Origin of the sequence: Pseudomonas alkylphenolica, from assembly GCF_016009175.1 — a bacterium.
Lineage (GTDB): Bacteria > Pseudomonadota > Gammaproteobacteria > Pseudomonadales > Pseudomonadaceae > Aquipseudomonas > Aquipseudomonas alkylphenolica_B.
Genome location: NZ_JADUCM010000010.1, coordinates 18,943 through 40,999, shown reverse-complemented (window position 1 = coordinate 40,999; position 22,057 = coordinate 18,943). Strand labels below are relative to the sequence as shown.

The following is a 22,057-nucleotide window of genomic DNA, read 5'->3' as shown; positions in this document are numbered from 1 at the left end:
CGTCGAGATGAGTATCGAAGAAAAACGTATCCGCGAATTCGCCTACCAGATCTGGGAATCGGAAGGTAAGCCTGAAGGCCAGGAATCCCGACACTGGGACATGGCCCGCAAGCTTGCCGAAGCCGAATCCCTGGCGCCGAAGGCCACACCGCGCAAGGCCAAAGCCAAGTCGCCAACACTCGCTCAGCCGGCTCAACCGGCGAGCAAACCGGTGACGGTGAAAAAGCCACGCACGACAAAGAAGCCACCTGTTGCCTGACCTCTGACGCAGGGCAGCCTCGCTTCCACAGCCCCTCAGGGCTGTGGGCACGGGCATGCCCACACGCTACCCGACCGGTAAAGGAACCCCATGAAAAAGCCCACGCCCACTGTCGAACCCTCGCGTATCCGCGAAGGCCTGCCGTTCCCGCTGGGCGCCACCTGGGACGGTCTTGGGGTCAATTTCGCGCTGTTTTCGGCCCACGCCACCAAGGTTGAGCTGTGCCTGTTCGATGCCAGCGGCGAGGTGGAGCTGGAGCGTATCGAGCTGCCGGAATACACCGATGAAATTTTCCACGGCTACCTGCCCGATGCCCACCCGGGACAAATCTATGGCTACCGGGTTCACGGCCCCTATGCGCCGCAGGATGGCCATCGCTTCAACCCCAACAAACTGCTGATCGACCCCTATGCCAAGCAACTGGTCGGCAGCCTGAAATGGTCCGAAGCCCTGTTCGGCTACACCATCGGCCACGCGGAGGGTGACCTCAGCTTTGATGAACGCGACAGCGCCCCGTTCGTGCCTAAATGCAAGGTGATCGACCCGGCCTACACCTGGGGTCGCGACCAGCGGGTTGGCGTACCCTGGGAGCGTACGATTCTTTACGAAGCCCACGTACGTGGCATCAGCATGACCCACCCGGCAGTGCCCGAGGGGAACCGCGGCACCTTCGCCGGCCTGATGTGCGACGAGCTGCTCGATCACATCAAACAGCTCGGCGTGTCGTCCATCGAACTGCTGCCGATTCATGCTTTCGTCAATGACCAGCATCTGTTGCAAAAAGGCCTGAACAATTATTGGGGCTACAACAGCATCGCCTTTTTTGCCCCCCACCCGCACTACCTGGCCAACGGCAAGATCGCCGAGTTCAAGGAGATGGTCGCGCACCTGCACGATGCCGGCCTGGAGGTGATCCTCGACGTCGTCTACAACCACACCGCCGAGGGCAACGAGCTGGGCCCGACGTTGTCGATGCGCGGCATCGACAACGCCTCCTACTACCGTTTGATGCCTGACGACAAACGTCTCTACATCAATGATTCCGGCACCGGCAATACCCTCGACCTGAGCCACCCGTGCGTGTTGCAGCTGGTCACCGACTCGCTGCGTTACTGGGCGGGCGAGATGCATGTGGACGGCTTCCGCTTCGACCTGGCGACCATTCTTGGCCGCTACCATGAAGGCTTCGACGAGCGTCACAGCTTTCTCGTCGCCTGTCGGCAAGACCCGCTGCTGAGCCAGGTCAAACTGATCGCCGAACCCTGGGACTGCGGCCCCGGTGGTTATCAGGTGGGCAATTTTGCACCCGGCTGGGCCGAGTGGAACGACCGCTTTCGCGATACGGTCAGGGCCTTCTGGAAAGGCGACGAAGGCCAGCTGGCCGACTTTGCTTCGCGCATGACCGCCTCGGGTGAGCTGTTCAACCGTCGCGGGCGCCGGGCCTGGGCTTCGATCAATTTCGTTACCGCCCACGACGGTTTTACCTTACGCGACCTGGTTTCGTACAACGACAAACACAACGAGGACAACGACGAAAACAATCAGGACGGCAGCAACAACAACCTGTCGTGGAACCATGGTGTCGAAGGCCCCACCGACGACCCGGAAATCAAGGCCCTGCGCCTGCGCCAGATGCGCAACTTCTTTGCCACCCTGCTGCTGGCCCAGGGCACGCCGATGATCGTCGCCGGCGACGAGTTCAGCCGCACCCAGCATGGCAACAACAACGCCTACTGCCAGGACAGCGAGATCGGCTGGGTCAACTGGACCCTCGATGACGAGGGCACTGCGCTGCTCAAGTTCGTCAAAAAGCTGACCAAGCTGCGCCTGGCCTACCCGGTGCTGCGCCGTTCGCGCTTTCTGGTCGGTGACTACAATGAAGCCATCGGGGTCAAGGACGTTACCTGGCTGACACCTGCTGGCGAGGAAATGAGTATCGAGCAGTGGCACGACAGTCATGGCCGCTGCCTGGGCATGTTGATGGATGGCCGTGCACAGGTCAGCGGCATCCCGCGGCCGGGTGCAGACGCCACCTTGCTGCTGATCGTCAATGCCCATCACGACACCGTGACCTTCACCCTGCCGCAGGTGCCTGAAGGCGAGTACTGGCACAGCCTGATCGACACCGACCGGCCGCAATTGCGCAAGGGCGAACAGCATGCATTTGGCAGTGCGCTGAATGTCAGCGGGCGATCACTGACGCTGTTGGAGTTGCAACACGAAGACGACAGTTGAAGCGCGGGAACTCATTGCCCCGGGCCCCGTCTCATGCAATAGGTTTGAAGACCAGGAGTCAGCGTGAATTTCGACCCGGATCCGAAGCTGCCACCATCCCCCCAAGCGTCGCCTGCCGTACAGCGTTTGCGGGTGCTGACCGTCAACACCCACAAAGGCTTTACCGCCTTCAACCGCCGCTTCATCCTGCCGGAACTGCGCGAGGCGGTACGCAGCACACAGGCCGATATCGTCTTTCTCCAGGAAGTGCTCGGCAGCCACGACCGCCATGCCGCTCGCTATGCCGGCTGGCCACAAACCTCGCAGTACGAGTTTCTGGCCGACAGCATGTGGAGCGACTTCGCCTATGGGCGCAATGCCGTCTACCCCGACGGCCACCACGGCAATGCATTGCTGTCCAAATACCCGATCATCGAACACCGCAACCTCGATGTGTCGATCACCGGCCCCGAACGGCGCGGCCTGCTCCATTGCGTGCTGGATGTGCCCGGCCAGCATCAGGTGCATGCGATCTGCGTGCACCTGTCGCTGCTGGAAAGCCACCGGCAGAAGCAGCTGCAGTTGTTGCGCCGGTTGCTCGACTCGTTGCCCGCGGATGCGCCGGTGATCATCGCTGGCGACTTCAACGACTGGAAGCTGCACGGTAACCGCGCCCTGGGCCTGCACCGTGGTCTGCATGAAGCCTTTGAGCGTCACCACGGGCTGCTGGCCCGCACCTACCCTGCACGCTTGCCGCTGCTGCGCCTGGATCGCATCTACCTGCGCAATGCCAACAGCCACGCGCCGCGCATCCTTGGGAGCAAACCCTGGAGCCATCTCTCCGACCATTTGCCCCTCGCGGTAGAAGTGCAGCTATAGGCTTAGTGCAAAAAAGTCACAGGGTCTTACCACCGCTGGGCGCCTTTTGGCGCCTGCGTTAGCAACGATTCGGCATAGCCGCCAGGGCCGAAAGAGCAGTCGACACTATCAAATGTAAATTTTTGTTTAATTTCAGCGAATTGACCGAGTGAATAGCTTGACAACGGATATTTAACGCTTTCTTGACGCACGACCTCTCCTCTCCTTAGCTACATGTAATGCAGCAATGCAGATCCCCATTCCGAGCCTCTAGCTCGCGCCTTTCAGCGCGCGACGGGAGCGGTATTGCTGGTTTGAGTCGCCCTCTGGTTTTGCATTACAGCCCGTGACATCAGGCCAGAAACATTGGCTGCAACAACCAGAGGAGATCCGCCATGAAAAAAGCTCCGAATCCGTCAGGCTTTGAGTATGTTTTCTATGCGGTTTCCACGTCGCTGCTTTTGGCAACCCCGTTGGAAACCCGTGCATGGAGCCTGGAGGATAACGACCCGCTCCACGCGTTCATCCAAGCGCCGAACGCGTTCAATCGAGTGCCTGTGACGCTGCAGCAATCGCCGTCGCTGATCCCGGTCAGTGCCAGCGGCCTGGGCCTGAGCACCTTGAACGCCTTTTCCGACCGCATGGCCGAGCGCAACGCCGCTGCCGATACTGACGCCATAGCCAGCCATTGGGGCCAGTTCTACCCGGCCCCGATCGCCACGGGCGCACCGGCAACCTTGCGGCTGGAGGCGAGCAACCAGAGCATGCAGATCAGCCCGGACCTGTTCGTGCGCGAAACCGCCGGCGGCAATACTCACCGCATCGGTTTCTTCGTCGGCCACAGCAACCTGCAAAGCGGCTTCGATGGCATGCGCAAACCGCAGGTAGGCGACCGCAAAAACAGCGTGAGCCTTGAAGGCGAAAGCCTGGGGATGTACTGGAGCATGACCCACGAACAAGGCTGGCATGTGGACGCCGTGGCCATGGGTACCCGCTTCGACGTCAACGGCCGCAGTGAAAACGGCCAGCGTCTGGATGGTGACGGTCATGCCATTACCCTGTCGGTAGAGGGTGGCTACCCGGTCGCCCTGGGCAACACCTGGACCCTCGAACCACAGGCGCAGTTGATCAACCAGCAGTACTTCCCCGGTAGCCAGACCCAGACCGATACCCGCCAGGCATTCGACCAACAGCCAAACTGGACCGGCCGTATCGGCGCCAAGCTGTCTGCGCGCTACAACCTCAGCGGCATGCCAATCGAGCCCTTCGTGCGCACCAACGTCTGGTACGACTACGCCAAGACCGACATCGTCAGGGTGGACAACGTCGACAAGCTCAACAGCGGCCGCAGCGCCACCACCGTGGAGTTGGGAATGGGCCTGGTTGCCCGGGTCAGCCCCACCGTCGCGCTGTTTGTCAGCGCCGACTACAGCCGCGATGTCGATAACAGCGATCTTAGTGGCATGGTTGGCAACCTCGGGGTACGGGTCAGGTGGTAAACGGACAATGGCAATGACGCACGTGAACTGAACCGTGCGCTGCCGTTAAGGGCGAGGCGCCCCATCCGCCTCGCCCGGGCCTGCAAGGCCAATGCGAACGCGCTGCGGCACAGTGAACGCCCTTATTGTTTTTCCCCTGCACTGAACGCACACTCGGCGGCGCCAAGCCATGCCCAGCGGAGCCGACATTGCCCACCCCTCGCCAGTTCAGCCAGAAATCCAGCAGCAGCAACATGCTGAACCGCAAGCAGCCCGAAGCCGCCACATCACCCGCCTACCGGGTAGGCTTTCTGTTGCTGGAGAATTTCTCCATGGCCAGCTTCACCGTGGCCATGGATGTGCTGGTCACCGCGAACCTGCTGCAGAACAATCTGTTCACCATTACCCCGCTGTCACTGGTTGGCGAGCGGGTGATGAGCGACCTTGGCCTCGAAATTTATGCCACTGCGTTTCAACGCTCGCAGCTGGCAGCACTGGACATGCTGGTGGTGTGCGGTGGCTTGCGCACCCCACTCAAGTTTCCCGAACTCGATCGCCTGCTGAGCGATGCCGCGCAGCATGGCCTGGCGCTCGGCGGGCTATGGAACGGCGCGTATTTTCTCGGTCGCGCCGGGGTGCTGGCGGACTACCAGTGCACCATTCACCCCGAGCAGCGGGCCAGCCTTGCCGAACGCAGTGCACACAGCACCATCACCCCGGCAAGCCATGTGCTGGACCGCGACCGCCTGACCGCCGCCAGCCCCAACGGCGCGCTGGAACTGATGCTGGCGCTGCTCAGGCAGCAACAGGGCGAAGCGCTGGCCGGCGGCGTCGAGGAAATCCTGGCGTTCTCCGGGGCACGCTTCCGGCGGGTCGACAGCCACTCGAAAAAGTCCATGAGCGCGCCTCTGCGCACCATCGTCGAGCTGATGGAAAACAACCTCGAAGAAACCCTCAGCCTGGATCAGCTGGCCACTTACTGCGGGCGCTCCCGCCGGCAGATCGACCGCCTGTTCCAGGCACAGCTGGGCACCTCGCCCAGCCGCTATTACATGGAGTTGCGCATCACCAAAAGCCGCCGCCTGCTGCAGTACTCCGACCTGGCGCTGATGGACGTGGCAATTGCCTGCGGCTTTGTCTCGGTGTCGCATTTCAGCAAATGCTACAGCGCCTTCTTTGGTTATCCGCCCTCGCGGGAACAACGACTGGGCGAGTAATCGCGCCGCGCACCGTTCAGGCTCAGGCCACCTTCGACCATCAACACCAGCATCGCCAGCCAGATGGCGATGTAGGTCGGCCACTGCGCCGGGGCAATGGTTTCACCCAGCAGGACCGAGGCCAGCACCAGCAGCACCGGCTCAACGTAAATCAGCAGGCCGAACAGGGTCAGGTTCAACCGTGGCCCGGACAGCGCCTGCAGGGCCAACGCCGACGCACTGATCGCGCCCAGCCCGGCCACCAGCCAGGGCAGCGCCGAACCACTGCCGGCCACACCCAGCACCACCCCGCCCTTGAGCACAAAGTACAGGCTCACCGGCAGGCTCAACGTCATGTCGAACCACAGCCCGCCCATGGTGTTGCTGTCACTGACCCGCCGCAACCAGAAGTACACCGGGTAGCCGAGGCTGACCGCCAGCACAGGCCAGGTGATGGCCTTGGCGATGGCGATCTGGTTGATCACCCCCACCGCGGCGATAGCACAGGCGAGCAGTTGCAAACGGCTGATGTTGTCTTTGAAGGCCAGGCGGCCGAAGATCGCCATGGTCAGCGGCATGAGGAAATAGCCAAGGGACACATCCAGCCCGTAGCCGTTGATCGGCGCCCACATGAACAACCACAGCTGCGCCCCCAGCAATGCCGACGACAGCAAGCGAACGATCCAGAACCCGTGCTCGTTGCGCAGTCGCTGGAACAAGCGGCGCACTTCGTGCCAACGGCCGCTGACGAGCAGCATCAGTGTCAGGCACGGCGCGGTCAGGAGCATGCGCCAGCCGTAGATTTCTTCGCCGCCCAAAGGTTTGAGCAAGTGGGTGTAAGCGTACATTACGGCAAACAGCACCGACGCCAGAACGTTCAGCAATACGCCCAACGCGACGTTGGCGGAAGCAGGCCGGTGCATGACAGAGTCCTTCACGATGGGTTTCAGAGCGTGATAATTTATTGCGTACAGTCTGAAAAGTGCCCTCGTTTTTCAGCGTCAAGATGAGAAATTTTTGCACATGAAACCTGCACTGGACGACTTCGACCTGGCCCTGCTCACGGCCTTACAGCAGGACAACAGTCTGCCCCTGCGCGAACTGGCCGAGCGTGTGCACCTGTCCAGCGCTTCGGTGCAGCGGCGCATCCAGCGCCTCAAAAGCAACGGTTTCATCCAGGCCAACGTGGCGGTGATCGACCCGGAGAAGGTCGGCCAGGTCATTACCCTGATGGTCGAAGTGCATGCCGAACGCACCCAGTCGGCCGACCTTGAGCTGATGAAACAGACCTTCTCCGGGCCCGAGATCCAGCAGTGCTATTACGTCACTGGCGACGCCGATTTCATGCTGGTGCTGACGGTGGCGAGCATGAGCGAGTTCCAGGCCCTGACCCAGCGGCTGTTCCATGACAACCCGAACGTGAAGTGGTTTCGGACCATCGTGGTGCTGGAGCGGGTGAAGTCGACGCTACAGGTGCCGATTGCCGGCACCTGACTGCGGCCTTTCAGGGCTTCGCGGACACATGCACTTAAAAACAAAAGGATATAAAAATAACAAAACAATCTAACAAAACGGAATAAACAAATTGATACGCCCTCGGCGCCTCCTTATATTTTCGGTCATCAACTGACCTTGCATACCAGGAGTTCGCCCATGTCGCACACGCCCCATTCCCCCCTGCGCCGCCTGCTGACCGGCGGCCTGCTCGCAGCCTTCGCCGCCTTGTGGCTACCCGGCCAAAGTGCACTGGCCGAACCGAGCAAAACCCTGCGCATCGGCTACCAGAAATTCAACAGCATCAACATTCTCAAAGGCAGCGGTGCCCTGGAAAAGGCCCTGGCACCGCAAGGCGTGAGTGTCAGCTGGTATGAATTCGCTGCCGGCCCGCAGTTGCTCGAAGCCTTGAGCACCGGCGCCATCGACCTGGGCCATGCTGCCGATGCGCCGTCGGTGTTCGCCCAGGCCGCCGGCAAGCCGGTGGTCTACCTGGCGGCCGAACAGCCCTACCCTCACGGTATCGGGCTGGTGGTGCGGGAGCAGGACAAGATCGCCAACGTCCAGGCACTCAAAGGTCAGCGCGTTGCCACCGGCCGGGGCTGGAATGCCCAGTACCTGCTCGCCGTGGCGCTGCAGGACGCCGGCCTGAGCTACAAGGACATTACTCCGGCCTACGTCAACAACGCCGCCGATGCCGTGGCCGCCCTGCAATCGGGTAGCGTGCAGGCCGTCACCCTGTGGGATCCGTTCCTCGCCGCCGCGGAGAAACAGCCTGGCTTGAAGAACCTGCGTGACGGCAGCGGCCTGTCCAACAACCGTACCTTCTACCTGTCGTCGGCCGCCTTTGCCGACAACAACCGCGCCCTGCTGAAAACGTTCTTCAGCGAACTGGCCAAGGTCAGCGCCTGGGCCAATCAAAAGCCGGATGAAGTCGCCGCCCTGCTCGCCCCGCAACTGGGCATCAGTGCCGATGTGCTGCAAGTGGCCAGTGAACGCCGCAACTACAATGCCGTGCCGATCGACAGCAGCATCACCGCCGAACAGCAGAAACTGGCCGACACTTTTCAGGGCCTGGGCCTGATTCCCAAGGCGCTGCGCGTAGCGGATGCGGTGTACCCGGTGTCGGTTTTACCGTGATTAGCTGAGTGACCGATGCCGACACGCGGACACACCCGGTCGGCATTCACCAATCAAATACCGGGTATTTCAACATTTAATTTGTGGATAGTACGAGCTTGTCTATATCGTGTTGATGCATCCCCAAGCAACGCCAGATGGCGCTGCCAGGCACGGGGACACAACAACAAGTCGAGACTGTCCATGTCGAAATCTTCTTACTACGCCCCTCACGGTGGGCACCCGGCTCAAACCGAGCTGCTGACAGACCGTGCCATGTTCACCGAAGCCTATGCCGTCATCCCTAAAGGCGTGATGCGTGACATCGTCACCAGCCACCTGCCATTCTGGGACAAGATGCGCATGTGGGTCATCGCCCGCCCGCTGACCGGTTTCGCCGAGACCTTCTCCCAGTACATCGTCGAAGTCGCGCCTGAAGGCGGCAGCGAACGCCCGGAGCTGGACCCGAACGCCGAAGCGGTGCTGTTCGTGGTTGAAGGCGAGATCGACGTCACCGTCGAAGGCAAGCACCACACCCTGGCACCGGGCGGCTACGCCTTCCTGGCACCAGGCGCCGAGTGGAGCCTGCGCAACAACAGCAAATCCAACGTCACCTTCCACTGGCTGCGCAAGCACTACCAGAAAGTCGAAGGTGTGGCGGTTCCTGAGTCGTTCGTTACCCACCGCGACAACGCCACCGTCATCGAGATGCCGGGTACCGAAGGCCGCTGGGTCACCACCCGCTTCGTCGACATGGCTGACATGCGCCACGACATGCACGTCAACATCGTGACCTTCCTGCCAGGCGGCGTGATTCCGTTCGCCGAAACCCACGTCATGGAACACGGCCTGTACGTCCTGGAAGGTAAAGCGGTGTACCGCCTGAACCAGGACTGGGTCGAGGTCGAAGCCGGCGACTTCATGTGGCTGCGCGCTTTCTGCCCGCAGGCCTGCTACGCCGGCGGCCCGGGCCCGTTCAGCTACCTGCTGTACAAGGACGTCAACCGTCACATGAACCTGGTGCTCAACCCGCAGCGTTAAGCCTAGGCTCGATGTACAAAAAACCCGCCTTCACCGGCGGGTTTTTTCGTTATGGCACCACTGGCCTATGCTTGAGTTCGACCCATTGCCTCATGGAGCCTGGCTGATGAACCTTCGCGCTGCCTGCAGCACGCTTCTGGTCTTGCTCCTGTGCAGCGGCGCGCAGGCCCAGGACTGGGCATTGGCCCAGGACCGCAGTGGTATCCAGGTGTACCTCAGTGACGTGCCGGGCTCCAAGTACCAGCGCTTTCGCGGCGTCACCCAGATCAAGGCCGATGTGCGTACCTTGAGCGACCTGCAGGAGAACCTGCGGGTGGCCTGCAAGTGGTTGTATGGCTGCGCCAGCATGCGACTGCTGGATGTCGAGGGCGACACCACATGGGTCTACATGACCACCGAGCTGCCCTGGCCGACCAACCCGCGTGACATGGTGATCCAGGTGCGTACCGAGCGCGCCGACGATGGCACGCTGATCCGTCATTTGAGCGCTGTCAGCGGCAAAATGGCGCGCCAACCGGGGTTCGTCCGGGTCACCAGGCTCGAAGGCCTGTGGACCCTGACCCCCAAAAGCGATCACCTGACCGAAGTCACCTATCAATTGGAGGCCGACCCTGCAGGCGACATTCCTTCATGGCTGGCCAATCAGTTTGTTATCGATGCGCCGATGGTGTCGCTGCGCACCCTGCGCGCAGTGGCCGAGCGCCAGGGCCTGCGCCCGAGCGACGACACCACGCAGCCCTGAGCTAAACCGCGTGGGCCTCAAGCAGGCCAGCCAGTACCCCGGCCAACTCCTTGACCATCGGATCGGCTGTCGGCCGATGAACGATGACAATCTCATAGCTGTCGATCACCGGCAGGCCATTCTGCTCACCGAGCACGGCGTGGTCACGGGTCGCTGCCCGTGGCGGCAGCAGGCTGATACCCATGCCGTCCGCCACCGCCGCCTGAATGCCGCTGAGGCTGGAGCTGGTAAAACTGATGCGCCAGCGCCGCCCCATGCTTTCGATGGCGTTGATCATGTCGTCGCGGTACAGGCCGCGTGGCGGGAACGTCACCAGCGGGATCGGGTCGAGTTCGATCGAGGGCGTGCGGGCGCTGTCGATCCATTGCAACTCTTCCGGCCAGCAGGCCACGCCCTCACGGCTGTTGCGCCGCTGCTTGAGCAGCACCAGGTCAAGCTCGCCGTTGTCGTAACTCTGGCTCAGGTCGCGGCACAGGCCGCTGGTGACTTCCAGTTTGACCTGCTGGTACTTGCGATTGAAGGCCGACAAGGCATTGGTCGTACGTCCGCCTACAAAATCTTCCGGCACACCCAGACGTACTGTCACACCGACCGTGGCGCCCGCCAGGGCTTCGAGCATCTGGTCATTGAGTGCCAGCATGTGCCGGGCATAACCGAGCAACGTCTGGCCGGCGTCGGTGGGCAGTACATCACGGTTGCCGCGCACCAACAGGCGATGGCCGACCATGTCTTCCAGGCGCTTGACCTTCTGGCTCACCGTGGACTGGGTAGAGTGCAGGCGTGCGGCGGCGGTAGTAAAGCTGCCGCAGTCAGCCACCACGACAATGGCCCGGAGCAGGTCGAGATCAAACAACGACCTATTTGGCTTTACACTGATGTCCATGCGGATATTTAACTTCTAAATGCAAAGCGGGATTTTTATCATGCCCCCTCTTACAGGACAACACACGGAGACAAGCGGATGCGTATGGAACACCTCAGCGTCTTTTTTGCATTCCTGCTCGCCATGATGACCTCGATCACCGCCAGTGCCGAAGGGGGCGCGCTGGAAAGCCAATTACGCGAAGCGGCTGAACGCGGCGATGCCGCACGCGTGCGCAGCCTGCTGGAACAGGGCGCCGACCGCGAAGCCCGCGACAAACAGGGGCGTACGCCGCTGCTGCTGGCCACCCACCGCAACCAGGTCGATGCAGCCCGGGTATTGATCGAGGCCGGTGCCAACGTCAATGCCAAGGACAACATCGACGACAGCCCTTACCTGTATGCCGGTGCCCGTGGCTACGAGCAGATCCTGCGCCTGACCCTGGCCCACGGCGCCGACCTGAAAAGCACCAACCGCTACGGCGGCACGGCACTGATCCCGGCCGCCGAGCGTGGCCATGTCGACACCGTGCGTACGCTGATTGAAGCAGGCGTCGATGTGAACCACCTGAACCGCCTGCACTGGACGGCGTTGATGGAAGCCATCGTGCTCAGCGACGGCGGTCCGCGTCATGTGCAGATCGTCGAGATGCTGGTGAAGGCCGGCGCCGATGTGAACATTGCCGACAAGGACGGCGTGACGCCACTGGCCCACGCGCGCCAGCGCGGCTATGCCGAGATGGTGAAAATCCTCGAATCGGCCCTGTAGGAGCCAGGCTTGCCGGCGAACCAGGCACTGCGGTGCCCCAGATGCACTGCGTCGTCGTTTTTCGCGGGCAAGCCACGCTCCTACAGGTCTGCGGTGTTCTGGGGGTCGATTTTCTCGGGCAACGCCTCGACGTCATTCACCGACCGCCGAAACCCCTTGATCGTTTCCCCCAGGTCGCTGCCCAGGGTCTTGAGCCGCTTGCTGCCGAACACCAGTACCACCACAACCAGCAGTACCGCCCAGTGTTTCCAGTCGAATACACCCATGCCGCACCCTCCTTCGCTTATTCAATGGCTTCGAATGGCAGGCCTACATAGTTTTCGGCAATGTTCACCAGGCCGGCGTGGGAGGTGAAGAAATACTCGCGATCGGCCTGCTGCATCTTCTGGTCCCAGGCATCCTTGTGCTCGCCAAAATCATGCAGCAGGTTGGTCATGAACCAGCTGAAGCGCTCGCCTTTCCACACCCGGCGCAAGGCCAGTTCCGAGTATTTGTCGAGCAGGTCGGTGCGCCCTTCGCGGTACACCTTGACCAGGATGCGGTACAGGTAGCAAACATCCGAGGCGGCCAGGTTCAGGCCTTTGGCACCGGTTGGCGGCACGATGTGGGCGGCGTCGCCGACCAGGAACAGCTTGCCGTACTGCATCGGCTCAACCACGTAACTGCGCAGCGGCGCGATGCTCTTCTCCAGCGCAGGGCCGGTGACCAGGCGTGCACCGACGTCCTCGGGCAGACGTGCCTTGAGCTCGGTCCAGAAGCGCTCATCGGACCAGTCATCGACGTGATCGGTCAGCGGCACCTGCAGGTAGTAGCGGCTGCGGGTCAACGAGCGCTGGCTGCACAGGACAAAGCCACGGTCGTGGTGGGCGTAGATCAGCTCATGGTTGACCGGTGGCGTATCGGACAACATGCCCAGCCAGCCGAAGGGATAGACGCGCTCATAGTGGGTCAGCACCGATTCAGGGATGCTCTTGCGCGCCACACCGTGAAAGCCGTCACAGCCGGCGATGTAATCGCAATCGATACGGTGGGTCTTGCCATCTTTCTCATAAGTGACGTAGGGCCGTTCGCCTTTCATCTCGTGCGGCTGCACATTGTCGGCCGAATAGATGATCGGCGCTTCGCTGACGGTACGCGCGTGCATCAGATCGCGGGTCACTTCGGTCTGACCGTAGACCATCACCGTCTTGCCGCCGGTCAGCGCCTTGAGGTCGACACGAATGCGCTTGCCGCCCACCAGCAGTTCCACGCCATCGTGCACCAGACCTTCAGCGTCCATACGCTCCGACACACCGGCTTCGCGCAGCAGATCGACAGTGCCTTGCTCGAGCACGCCGGCGCGGATGCGCCCCAGTACATACTCGGGGGTCTGGCGTTCGACGATCACCGTATCGATACCGGCGTTCTGCAGCAGTTGACCAAGCAGAAGGCCCGAAGGACCGGCGCCGATAATGGCTACCTGAGTTTTCATTATTCTTGTCTCGCTGTGGGGCTCCAGACGCCTGGCTGCGACCGTCTGGTAGCTATTGTTGTTGTGTGCCCCTGCATTTTTGCTGACAAAAACCGTAGAAAAAGGTGATATTCATCCAACAAATTGCACTTTTACAAATACAGTTCGATTATCGGACAGGCTCACAATGACAAGATCCAGCCTCCCCAAAATCCCCGTGTTCAAGCTTTACGGCGAAAGCCAGGCCTGGCCGACACCCGACTTGCTGCACTGCGAATCGATCCCCAAACGCAGCAGCCTGCACCATTGGGAAATCAAAGCGCATCGCCATGCCGACCTGTTCCAGCTGTTGTACGTGCGTCGCGGCCAGGCCCTGATCGAACTCGAAGGCCGGCGCAGCACCGTGCAGGAAGCGGCGATCCAGGTGATCCCGCCGATGACCGTGCACGGCTTTCAGTTTTCCGAAGACATCGATGGGTACGTGCTCACCCTCGGCGCTCCGCTGGTGGCCCAGCTGGAAGCGCAACTGGGGGCTCCGCTCACGGTATTGGCCTCTGCCGGTTGCTATCGGCTGGGCGCTGACCGCGCAGCGTTGCACACCCTGATCCGTGTATTGCATGAGGAATACGAAGGCAGCGCGCCGGCGCGCGACCTGCTGCTGCACTCGCTGGTCACCTCTTTAATCGTCTGGATCAGCCGTCGCAGCCTGCAGATCAACCCGTCGAATAACCGTGACGAACGTAACCAGCAGTTGCTGGCACGCTTTATCAAACTGGTCGAACAGCACTACCGCGAACACCTGTCGGTCGAGTTGTTTGCGCATCGCCTGGGTATCTCCAGCGTGCACCTGAACAACCTTTGCCGCGAACTGGCCGGGCAGACGGCACTGCAGATTGTCCACCAGCGCCTGTTGCTCGAGGCGCGGCGCAACCTGATCTACACCAACATGAGCATCAGCCAGCTGTCAGACAGCCTGGGCTTCAGCGACCCCACCTACTTCTCACGTTTTTTCCGCCGGCTGTGCGGGCAAACGCCGAATGCGTTTCGTCAGGCGGGCGTGTCCTGATCGCGACTTTTTATGCAGACCGCCGAATTTTCTTAACAAAGCCCGCCAATAGCGCGTGAGAAACACCAGAGAAGAACCACAACCTATTGATAAATAATGAAAATAAATATGGCACGCAATTTGAGAGGGCTGTCACAGGCGCCGCCTGACGGCGCCACACCCATAACAATAAGGTTGACCCTCTCATGTTCAAACGCGCCCCGCTGCACCTCGCCACCAGCCTGTTGCTGTCCACCTGCGCCTGGCAGGCCCAGGCCACCGAAGGCGGTATTTCCTCCTGGCCCATGGGCATCGAACTGTATGGCATGGGCATCCTGCCGCCACCGGGCACCTACGGCCAACTGTTTGTCGGCAACTACCTGGCCGACAGCCTGCGTGACAACAGCGGCGCCAAGGCTGCCGATATCGACCTGCGCGTGACCACTCTGGTGCCGCGCTTTGTCTGGGTCACCGAGCAAAAGATTTTCGGTGGCGACCTGGGCTTCCATGCCCTGCTACCCCTCAATGACATGCGCCTGAACATCAAGGGCGGCCCACACGATCACAAGCGCGGCATCGGTGACGCTCACCTGGGCCCGGTGATCGGCTTTCACCCCAGTGACAAACTGCACATTGCTACCGGTGTCGACTTCGTTCTGCCCACCGCCAGCGAGTACGACAAGGATGACCTGATCAACCTTGGCAACCACTACTACACCGTGCAGGGCGTGCTGGCGATGACTTACCTTGACCCCAAGGGGCTGAATGCCGACGTGCGCCTGATGTACGACTACAACTTCGAGAACACAGCCACCGACTATCAGTCCGGCCGCGAGTTGCATGCCGACTACACCCTCGGCTGGGGCCTGGGTAACGGTTGGGTGCTGGGGGTTGGCGGGCATGCTTACCAGCAGGTCAGCGACGACAAATGCAGCGCTGGCGACTGCTCGGCCGCCGCCCTGGTGCAGGCCAGTGACGGCAACCGCGGTCGCTCGTTCTCCATCGGCCCTGCCGTGCAGTACAGCAGCAAGCAAGGCTGGATGTTCAGCGCCAAATGGCAGGACGAGTCCGGTGTGCGCAACCGCGCCGAAGGCCAGGCTTACTGGCTCAAGTTCACCACGCCTTTGTAAGGCCGCCCCGCGCCCAGGTCAGCTGCCCTTGAGCCGGTAGCTGACCTGGGCGCGGCTCATACCAAGCATTTGCGCCGCGGCGGTGACGTTACCGCCAGAACGCTCCAGCGCCAGGCGCACCAAACGCCGCTCGATTTCTTCCAGAGACGTACCCAATACCCGTTCCTGCCCGGTGAAAAACGCCTGCAAGCTGGCCAGTTCCGGGGCGCTGCCAGGCGCCTCGCCAGGGCTGGCTTCAGTCGTTGCCGCCGACAGCGGCGCCGTATCCAGGGCCAATCGGCCCTCGGCGGTCAGGCCGATGGCCGAGTCGATCAGTGGTGCGCCGGCTTCCGCCAGGTGCCCCACGTCGATCACCTCACCGTCGCTGGCAGCAATCACCCCGCGCTCCCCCAGGTTCTGCAGCTCACGGATATTGCCGGGAAAGCGATAGGTCAACAGCGCATTCACCAGGCGCATGCTGAAGCCCGCCAGCTGACGGCCATGGCGCTGGCTGAAACGGCGGAGGAAATAACTCATCAGCAGCGGTATGTCTTCACGTCGCTCGCGCAACGGCGGCAAGTGAATCGGGAACACGTTCAGGCGATAGAACAGGTCTTCACGAAAGCGCCCCGCCGCGACCTCCTGGCGCAAGTCGAGGTTGGTCGCAGCGATCACCCGCACGTCAACCTGAATCGGCGTCGTGCCGCCCACCCGCTCGATTTCACCTTCCTGCAAGGCCCGCAGGATCTTGCTCTGGGCGTGCAGGCTCAGGGTGCCGATTTCATCGAGGAACAGCGTGCCGCCATGCGCTCGTTCGAAGCGCCCTGGCCGCGATCGCTCAGCCCCCGTAAAGGCACCGCGCTCGACCCCGAAGAGCTCGGCCTCGACCAGGTTCTCCGGCAGGGTTGCACAGTTCAACGCGACCATCGGCGTGTGCTGGCGGCGGCTGGCTTGATGCAGGGTATGCGCGAACAACTCCTTGCCGACCCCGGACTCACCGGTCAGCAGCACCGTGGCCTGGGTCGGTGCCACGCGCTGCAGCAACTGGCTGGCGGCCACGAAGCTGGCCGAGATGCCCACCAGTTGCTTGCCGTCAGCCGGTACTTCAATCTCGGCGACTCGCGTGTCGACCGCTGAGGTATAGGTACTGCGGCTGAGAAAATCGCCCGGGTCCAGGTAGGCCAGGTCGACGTCGATGTCCTCCCACTGCTCGGCGGGCTTGCCGACAATGCGGCACGCCGGATGCCCCATGGCCCGGCACTGCATCTCGCGAAACACCACCAGGCGCCCAAGCAGTGACGAGGCGTAGCCACTGGCATAGCCGATTTCCATCCAGCACGCCGGCTCTCCGCCCAGGCCATAGGCGGCGATGTGCTCGTCCACCTCCAGGGAGTTGTGCCAGAGAAACTCCGAATAGAAGTGGCCGATGCCCGAGTCGATTTCAAAACGCACCACCTCGACATTGACCATGCCTTCGAGCATGTGCAGACGAGGGCCGGCGCTGTACAGGCTGGCGTGATCGCCTTCCGGCCACTGCTCGCTGACCTGGGCCGCGTCCCGCGCGCCGGCTTGCCAGCCAATGCGCGTGAGCAGGCCGCGGGCCTTGTCCAGGCCCAGGGCGTCGACCAGTTCACGGCGGATAGCACCGAAAGCCGAGCCCTGCAGCAACATCATGCGCTGACCACACAGCCAGATGCTGCCGTCCTGCGGGGCAAAGGCGACAGACTGTGCCAGTTGCTCGGCGGACGGCAAGCCACTGCTGCCGAACTGGTTGGTGCGGTCGACAATCAGGCTTTTCTGGCGGCCCAGTACCTGTCTGAAAAACGCTTCATCCACGGTACGGCCAGGCTTGCCAGGTGTTGTAAGTGTCATAGGCAATACCAAAGGCAGAAGGTAAGCCTTGCAGTATGCCGCCCGCCCCGGCCGGGTCAATTGGCCAGACAGCAAAGGGCACCGTCAGGCTGCACAAATGGCCGATTACCGCCCGGATTTTGCCCCGAAGCACCCGCGTCGAGCTTTCTGCACCCGGCGACTTCTCTGCATAAATTTTCGCACCGGCCGCCTGCAGACTGTTCGCCTCACCCTCACAAAAAACTCTATCTATCTGTTTTATAACGTTTATTTCCCTATAAAACGACATGGCACGATAGTTGTTATGGGCTGTTCATCGAATCCTTTTCGACACAACAAGAGAGAAGCCGATGACTCATACCCGCCCTGCCTACCAGAACCTTCACCTGCAACCGCTGGCCGGACGCTGGCGTGTCGGCAGCGCCGAACGCGCGTTGACGGTGCTCGACCCGTTCAACCAGCACACCCTGCTCGACATCCCCCTGGCCAACCGCGATGACCTCGATGCCGCCTACCGCTGCGCCCGCGAGGTACAACCGGCCTGGGCCGCGCAGTCGCCGGCCACGCGCAGCCAGGTGTTGCTGCAGGCGGTGCGCATTTTTGATGAGCGCCGCGAAGAGATCATCGACTGGATCATCCGCGAGTCCGGCAGCACGCGGATCAAAGCACAGATCGAGTGGGGCGCCGCCCGTGCCATTACCCTGGAGTCGGCGAGCCTGCCCAGCCGTGTCCACGGGCGCATCGTCAGCTCCAATATCCCGGGCAAGGAAAGCCGGGTGTACCGCAAACCGCTTGGTGTGATTGGCGTCATCAGCCCGTGGAACTTCCCCCTGCACCTGACCGCCCGTTCTCTGGCACCCGCCCTGGCGCTGGGCAACACCGTGGTGGTCAAGCCGGCCAGTGACACCCCGGTCAGCGGCGGGCTGCTACTGGCACGCATCTTCGAAGAGGCCGGTTTGCCTGCCGGCGCCTTGAGCGTCGTGGTCGGTGCCGGCGCCGAAATTGGTGATGCCTTTGTCGAGCACCCGGTTCCGGCGTTCATTTCGTTCACCGGCTCGACCCAGGTCGGGCGCAGCATCGGCCGCATCGCCAGCGGCGGCGAACACCTCAAGCACCTGGCGCTGGAACTGGGTGGCAACAGCCCGTTCGTGGTGCTGGCCGACGCCGACCTGGAACAAGCGGTCAATGCCGCGGTGGTGGGCAAGTTCCTGCATCAGGGGCAAATCTGCATGGCGGTCAACCGCATCATCGTCGAACAGCCGTTGCTCGAAGCGTTCACCCAACGTTTCGTCGAACGGGTCAAGGCCCTGCCCTGCGGCGACCCGAGCCTGCCCGGTACGGTGATCGGCCCGGTAATCAATGCCCGCCAGCTGTCGGGCCTGCACGACAAGATTGCCATGGCACTCGGTGAAGGCGCCGAGCTGCTGCTCGGCGGCCAGGCCCAGGGCAATGTGCTGCCACCGCATGTGTTCGGCAACGTTACGGCCGACATGAGCATCGCCCATGAAGAAATCTTCGGCCCGCTGGTGGGCATCCAGGTTGCCCGCGATGCCGAGCATGCCCTGGAACTGGCCAACCGCAGTGAATACGGGCTGTCCAGCGCCGTGTTCAGCGCCAGTGTCGAGCGTGGTGTGCAGTTCGCCCAGCGCCTGCATGCCGGCATGACCCACATCAACGACATCCCGGTCAACGATGAGCCCAACGCGCCCTTTGGCGGCGAGAAAAACTCCGGGCTGGGCCGCTTCAACGGCGACTGGGCGATCGAGGAATTCACCACCGACCACTGGATCACCGTGCAACACCAACCGCGCCACTACCCGTTCTGATTGCCTGATCTACCCATAACAATAAGGAGTCCGCAATGTCCCTACTGCCCAACCGTCCAGCTGTACGACGGGCCGTCACCCGTTGCCTTGCCTTGCCCCTGGTCCTGCTCTGCGGCATTGCCGCCGCCGATGGCGACGGGGTGTGGAAGAGCGGCGAAAATGTCTATGCGAAAGTCTGCGGCCACTGCCATGAAGGCCAGGTCGGCCCGCAACTCAAAGGCCGGCAATTGCCTGCGGCCTATATCAGCGCCGTGGTGCGCAACGGCTTTCGTGCCATGCCTGCCTTCCCCGCCTCCTTCATCGACGACCACGCCCTGCAACAGGTAGGCGACTATATCGCTACCTCCCCTGCACCGTCGGCCAAACCGTGAGGGCACTGCGATGATGAACGTCGAACGTCGTTCGCTGCTCAAGGGCATGGCCCTCGGCGGCATCGCCGGGGTCGCCCTGAGCAGCTCCGGCCTGAGCCTGGCCAACAGCGTGCTGGGCCGCCATGTTCCGGCTCAGGCCGCAAGCCTGGCGCTGGTCAGCGCTGAAGTCGCCGGCTCAGCATTTATCCAGGGCCTGCAGGCCAGCCCGGCGGCGCCAGCGCTGCAGGTCATGCCGACAGGGCTGGACCTGGCTGCCCTGCTGGCGCTGCAGCAACGCCTTGGCAGTGGCCAACCGCAGCGCCTGATCGGCCTGCTCGACGATGCCAGCGCCGCGCTGCGCGTCGACCTGGCCCGCAGCGCCGGCGCACGGGTGCAATGGCTCGGGCAGCACAGCAGCACCGCTGGCCGATCGCCCCACCGCCTGCTCAGCGCCCAGCCCGCGCACGGTTGCGCCCTGCAGCTCGGCCAGCAGCTGCCCACCTGCGGCCAGGGCTTCAGCCTGCACGAACAACGCCTGCACACCCCGACGCCGACCCTGCAACTGGCCAGCGCCCGTCACGGCCAGGGCAGCGACCAATGGGCCGCCACGCTGGGTTACGCCTTGAGCATGCTGGGCAGCACCGACACCGGTCAGGCGCCCCTGGTTGCCAGCCACCCCTCGACACTGACCGGCACCTACATGTCGTTCTCGATCGAAGTCTGAAGGATTCCACGATGAGCCAAACAACTGCCAATACCCTGCTGCCGCGCGGCGTCGATGCCAGCCAATTCGCGCAGGCGCTTGCCCAGTTCCGCGCCTTGTTGGGCGATGAGAACGTTCTGGTCAAGGACGAGCAACTGATCCCCTACAACAAGATCATGATGGCGGTAGACAATGCCGGCCACGCGCCATCGGCCGCCATCACCGCCACCTCGGTCGAGCAGGTGCAGGGGGTGGTGAAGATCTGCAACCAGTTCAAGATTCCGGTCTGGACCATCTCCACCGGCCGCAACTTCGGTTACGGCTCGGCTGCTCCCGGCCAGCGCGGGCAAGTGATCCTCGACCTGAAGAAAATGAACAAGATCCTCCACGTCGACCCCGAGTTGTGTACCGCCTTGGTCGAACCCGGGGTCACCTACCAGCAGCTCTACGACTACATCCAGGAACACAAGCTGCCGCTGATGCTGTCGTTTTCTGCGCCTTCGGCCATTGCCGGGCCGCTGGGCAACACGATGGACCGCGGCGTCGGCTACACGCCCTACGGCGAGCACTTTCTCATGCAATGCGGCATGGAAGTGGTGCTGGCCAACGGCGACGTCTATCGCACCGGCATGGGCGGGGTCAAAGGCGACAATGCCTGGCAGGTGTTCAAGTGGGGTTACGGCCCGACCCTCGACGGCATGTTCACCCAGGCCAACTACGGCATCTGCACCAAGATGGGCTTCTGGCTGATGCCCAAGCCACCGGTGTTCAAACCGTTCGAGATCAAGTTCGACAACGCGTCGGACATCGCCGAGATCGTCGAATTCATCCGCCCCTTGCGGATTGCCCAGGTCATCCCCAACTCGGTGGTGATTGCCGGTGTGCTGTGGGAAGCGTCGACCTGCAACACAAAGCGCAGCGACTACACCCTCGAACCCGGCGCCACCCCGGACGCCATCCTCAAGCAGATCCAGAAAGACAAGAACCTCGGTGCCTGGAACGTATATGCCGCGCTCTACGGCACCCAGGAACAGGTCGATGTGAACTGGCAGATCGTCACCGGCGCGCTCAAGCAACTGGGCAAGGGCCGGATCGTCACCGAGGAGGAAGCGGGCGATACGCAACCCTTCAAGTACCGTGCACAGCTGATGTCCGGCGTGCCCAACCTGCAGGAATTCGGTCTGTACAACTGGCGTGGCGGCGGTGGCTCGATGTGGTTCGCGCCGGTGAGCCAGGCACGGGGCAGCGAGTGCGACAAGCAGCAAGCCCTGGCCAAGAAGATTCTCAACAAACACGGCCTGGACTACGTCGGCGAATTCATCGTCGGCTGGCGCGACATGCACCATGTCATCGACGTACTGTACGACCGCACCAACCCTGAGGAGACCCAGCGCGCCAACGCCTGCTTCGCCGAGCTGCTGGATGCCTTCGAGCAACAGGGTTACGCCGTTTACCGCGTCAACACGGCGTTCCAGGAGCGTGTTGCGCAAAGCTACGGGCCGGTCAAACGCAAGGTCGAGCACGCAATCAAACGCGCCCTTGACCCCAACAACATCCTCGCCCCGGGCAAGTCCGGGATCGACCTGAACAACCCGTTCTAAGCATGATCCCCCGTCAGGTCCCACCTGGCGGGGGTTGCGATTTCAGCACGTTCGAAACCGTCGCTGCCAGAGCATCTATAATCACGGCGTC

General features: G+C 62.2%; 20 protein-coding genes and 1 pseudogene. 16 read left to right on the top strand and 5 right to left on the bottom strand.

What is annotated here, in order from left to right; genetic code table 11:
* Window positions 1-7: 7 nt before the first annotated feature.
* The 5 genes from I5S59_RS11445 (at window position 8) to I5S59_RS11425 (ending at window position 6,026) form a co-directional block, all read left to right on the top strand.
* On the top strand, window positions 8-259 hold the full coding sequence (locus tag I5S59_RS11445; protein ID WP_197876695.1) for a DUF2934 domain-containing protein: 252 nt from the start codon (window positions 8-10) through the stop codon (window positions 257-259).
* Window positions 260-349: 90 nt separating this feature from the next.
* Entirely contained in the window at window positions 350-2,494 is a 2,145-nt protein-coding gene (gene glgX, locus I5S59_RS11440; protein ID WP_197876694.1) for a glycogen debranching protein GlgX, read from the top strand.
* A gap of 63 nt (window positions 2,495-2,557) precedes the next feature.
* Window positions 2,558-3,352 (top strand): endonuclease/exonuclease/phosphatase family protein, encoded by a 795-nt coding sequence (locus I5S59_RS11435; RefSeq protein ID WP_128325121.1) that lies wholly within the window; start codon window positions 2,558-2,560, stop codon window positions 3,350-3,352.
* 374 nt (window positions 3,353-3,726) lie between these two features.
* The gene (locus tag I5S59_RS11430; protein ID WP_197876693.1) at window positions 3,727-4,830 is read left to right on the top strand and encodes an autotransporter outer membrane beta-barrel domain-containing protein; all 1,104 of its coding nucleotides are present in this window, start codon (window positions 3,727-3,729) and stop codon (window positions 4,828-4,830) included.
* Between the two features lie 188 nt (window positions 4,831-5,018).
* Entirely contained in the window at window positions 5,019-6,026 is a 1,008-nt protein-coding gene (locus tag I5S59_RS11425) for a GlxA family transcriptional regulator (protein ID WP_197876692.1), read from the top strand.
* Here I5S59_RS11425 and rarD read toward each other — a convergent pair.
* Window positions 5,990-6,928 carry an EamA family transporter RarD gene (rarD, locus tag I5S59_RS11420; protein WP_197876691.1) on the bottom strand — a complete coding sequence of 313 codons (939 nt, stop codon included), beginning with the start codon at window positions 6,926-6,928 and terminating at the stop codon, window positions 5,990-5,992. The genes I5S59_RS11425 and rarD overlap by 37 nt on opposite strands.
* 100 nt (window positions 6,929-7,028) lie before the next feature.
* Here rarD and I5S59_RS11415 point away from each other — a divergent pair, with 100 nt between their 5' ends.
* The 4 genes from I5S59_RS11415 to I5S59_RS11400 all read left to right on the top strand — a co-directional run bounded on the left by I5S59_RS11415 (window position 7,029) and on the right by I5S59_RS11400 (window position 10,401).
* Complete coding sequence (locus I5S59_RS11415; RefSeq protein WP_197876690.1) at window positions 7,029-7,499, top strand: Lrp/AsnC family transcriptional regulator; 471 nt, start codon at window positions 7,029-7,031, stop codon at window positions 7,497-7,499.
* A 159-nt stretch (window positions 7,500-7,658) separates the two neighbouring features.
* On the top strand, window positions 7,659-8,639 hold the full coding sequence (locus tag I5S59_RS11410) for an aliphatic sulfonate ABC transporter substrate-binding protein (protein WP_197876689.1): 981 nt from the start codon (window positions 7,659-7,661) through the stop codon (window positions 8,637-8,639).
* Between the two features lie 183 nt (window positions 8,640-8,822).
* Complete coding sequence (locus tag I5S59_RS11405; protein ID WP_128325112.1) at window positions 8,823-9,659, top strand: bifunctional allantoicase/(S)-ureidoglycine aminohydrolase; 837 nt, start codon at window positions 8,823-8,825, stop codon at window positions 9,657-9,659.
* A 106-nt stretch (window positions 9,660-9,765) separates the two neighbouring features.
* On the top strand, window positions 9,766-10,401 hold the full coding sequence (locus I5S59_RS11400; RefSeq protein ID WP_197876688.1) for an START domain-containing protein: 636 nt from the start codon (window positions 9,766-9,768) through the stop codon (window positions 10,399-10,401).
* Between the two features lies 1 nt (window position 10,402).
* Here I5S59_RS11400 and I5S59_RS11395 read toward each other — a convergent pair whose 3' ends face one another.
* On the bottom strand, window positions 10,403-11,284 hold the full coding sequence (locus tag I5S59_RS11395; protein ID WP_128325110.1) for a LysR substrate-binding domain-containing protein: 882 nt from the start codon (window positions 11,282-11,284) through the stop codon (window positions 10,403-10,405).
* A gap of 78 nt (window positions 11,285-11,362) precedes the next feature.
* Here I5S59_RS11395 and I5S59_RS11390 point away from each other — a divergent pair, with 78 nt between their 5' ends.
* Entirely contained in the window at window positions 11,363-12,031 is a 669-nt protein-coding gene (locus I5S59_RS11390; protein ID WP_197876687.1) for an ankyrin repeat domain-containing protein, read from the top strand.
* A gap of 98 nt (window positions 12,032-12,129) precedes the next feature.
* Here the strand turns inward: I5S59_RS11390 and tatA are convergent.
* Together tatA and pobA are read right to left on the bottom strand one after the other, a co-directional pair.
* Window positions 12,130-12,297: pseudogene (gene tatA, locus I5S59_RS11385) on the bottom strand (twin-arginine translocase TatA/TatE family subunit); the annotation flags it as partial.
* 17 nt (window positions 12,298-12,314) lie between these two features.
* Window positions 12,315-13,502, bottom strand: coding sequence for a 4-hydroxybenzoate 3-monooxygenase (gene pobA, locus I5S59_RS11380; RefSeq protein WP_197876685.1), 1,188 nt, complete (start codon window positions 13,500-13,502; stop codon window positions 12,315-12,317).
* Window positions 13,503-13,668: 166 nt separating this feature from the next.
* On the opposite strand from pobA, the gene I5S59_RS11375 reads away from it, so the two are divergent.
* On the top strand, window positions 13,669-14,547 hold the full coding sequence (locus I5S59_RS11375) for a helix-turn-helix domain-containing protein (RefSeq protein ID WP_197876684.1): 879 nt from the start codon (window positions 13,669-13,671) through the stop codon (window positions 14,545-14,547).
* Window positions 14,548-14,732: 185 nt separating this feature from the next.
* Window positions 14,733-15,656: a SphA family protein gene (locus tag I5S59_RS11370; RefSeq protein WP_197876683.1), complete on the top strand. Its 924-nt coding sequence runs from the start codon at window positions 14,733-14,735 to the stop codon at window positions 15,654-15,656.
* A gap of 18 nt (window positions 15,657-15,674) precedes the next feature.
* Here the strand turns inward: I5S59_RS11370 and I5S59_RS11365 are convergent, their stop codons facing one another.
* Window positions 15,675-17,507, bottom strand: coding sequence for a sigma-54-dependent Fis family transcriptional regulator (locus I5S59_RS11365; protein WP_197876682.1), 1,833 nt, complete (start codon window positions 17,505-17,507; stop codon window positions 15,675-15,677).
* 329 nt (window positions 17,508-17,836) lie between these two features.
* Between I5S59_RS11365 and I5S59_RS11360 the strand changes: the two genes are divergently transcribed.
* From I5S59_RS11360 to I5S59_RS11345, 4 genes are read left to right on the top strand one after another with little or no spacing between them, the layout of a single operon-like run.
* Window positions 17,837-19,312, top strand: coding sequence for an aldehyde dehydrogenase family protein (locus I5S59_RS11360; RefSeq protein WP_197876681.1), 1,476 nt, complete (start codon window positions 17,837-17,839; stop codon window positions 19,310-19,312).
* 35 nt (window positions 19,313-19,347) lie between these two features.
* On the top strand, window positions 19,348-19,683 hold the full coding sequence (locus I5S59_RS11355) for a c-type cytochrome (protein ID WP_197876680.1): 336 nt from the start codon (window positions 19,348-19,350) through the stop codon (window positions 19,681-19,683).
* A 13-nt stretch (window positions 19,684-19,696) separates the two neighbouring features.
* Window positions 19,697-20,386, top strand: a complete 690-nt coding sequence (locus tag I5S59_RS11350; RefSeq protein ID WP_197876679.1) for a hypothetical protein — start codon at window positions 19,697-19,699, stop codon at window positions 20,384-20,386.
* Window positions 20,387-20,397: 11 nt separating this feature from the next.
* Window positions 20,398-21,966, top strand: coding sequence for an FAD-binding oxidoreductase (locus I5S59_RS11345; RefSeq protein ID WP_197876678.1), 1,569 nt, complete (start codon window positions 20,398-20,400; stop codon window positions 21,964-21,966).
* The last annotated feature ends 91 nt before the right edge of the window (window positions 21,967-22,057 follow it).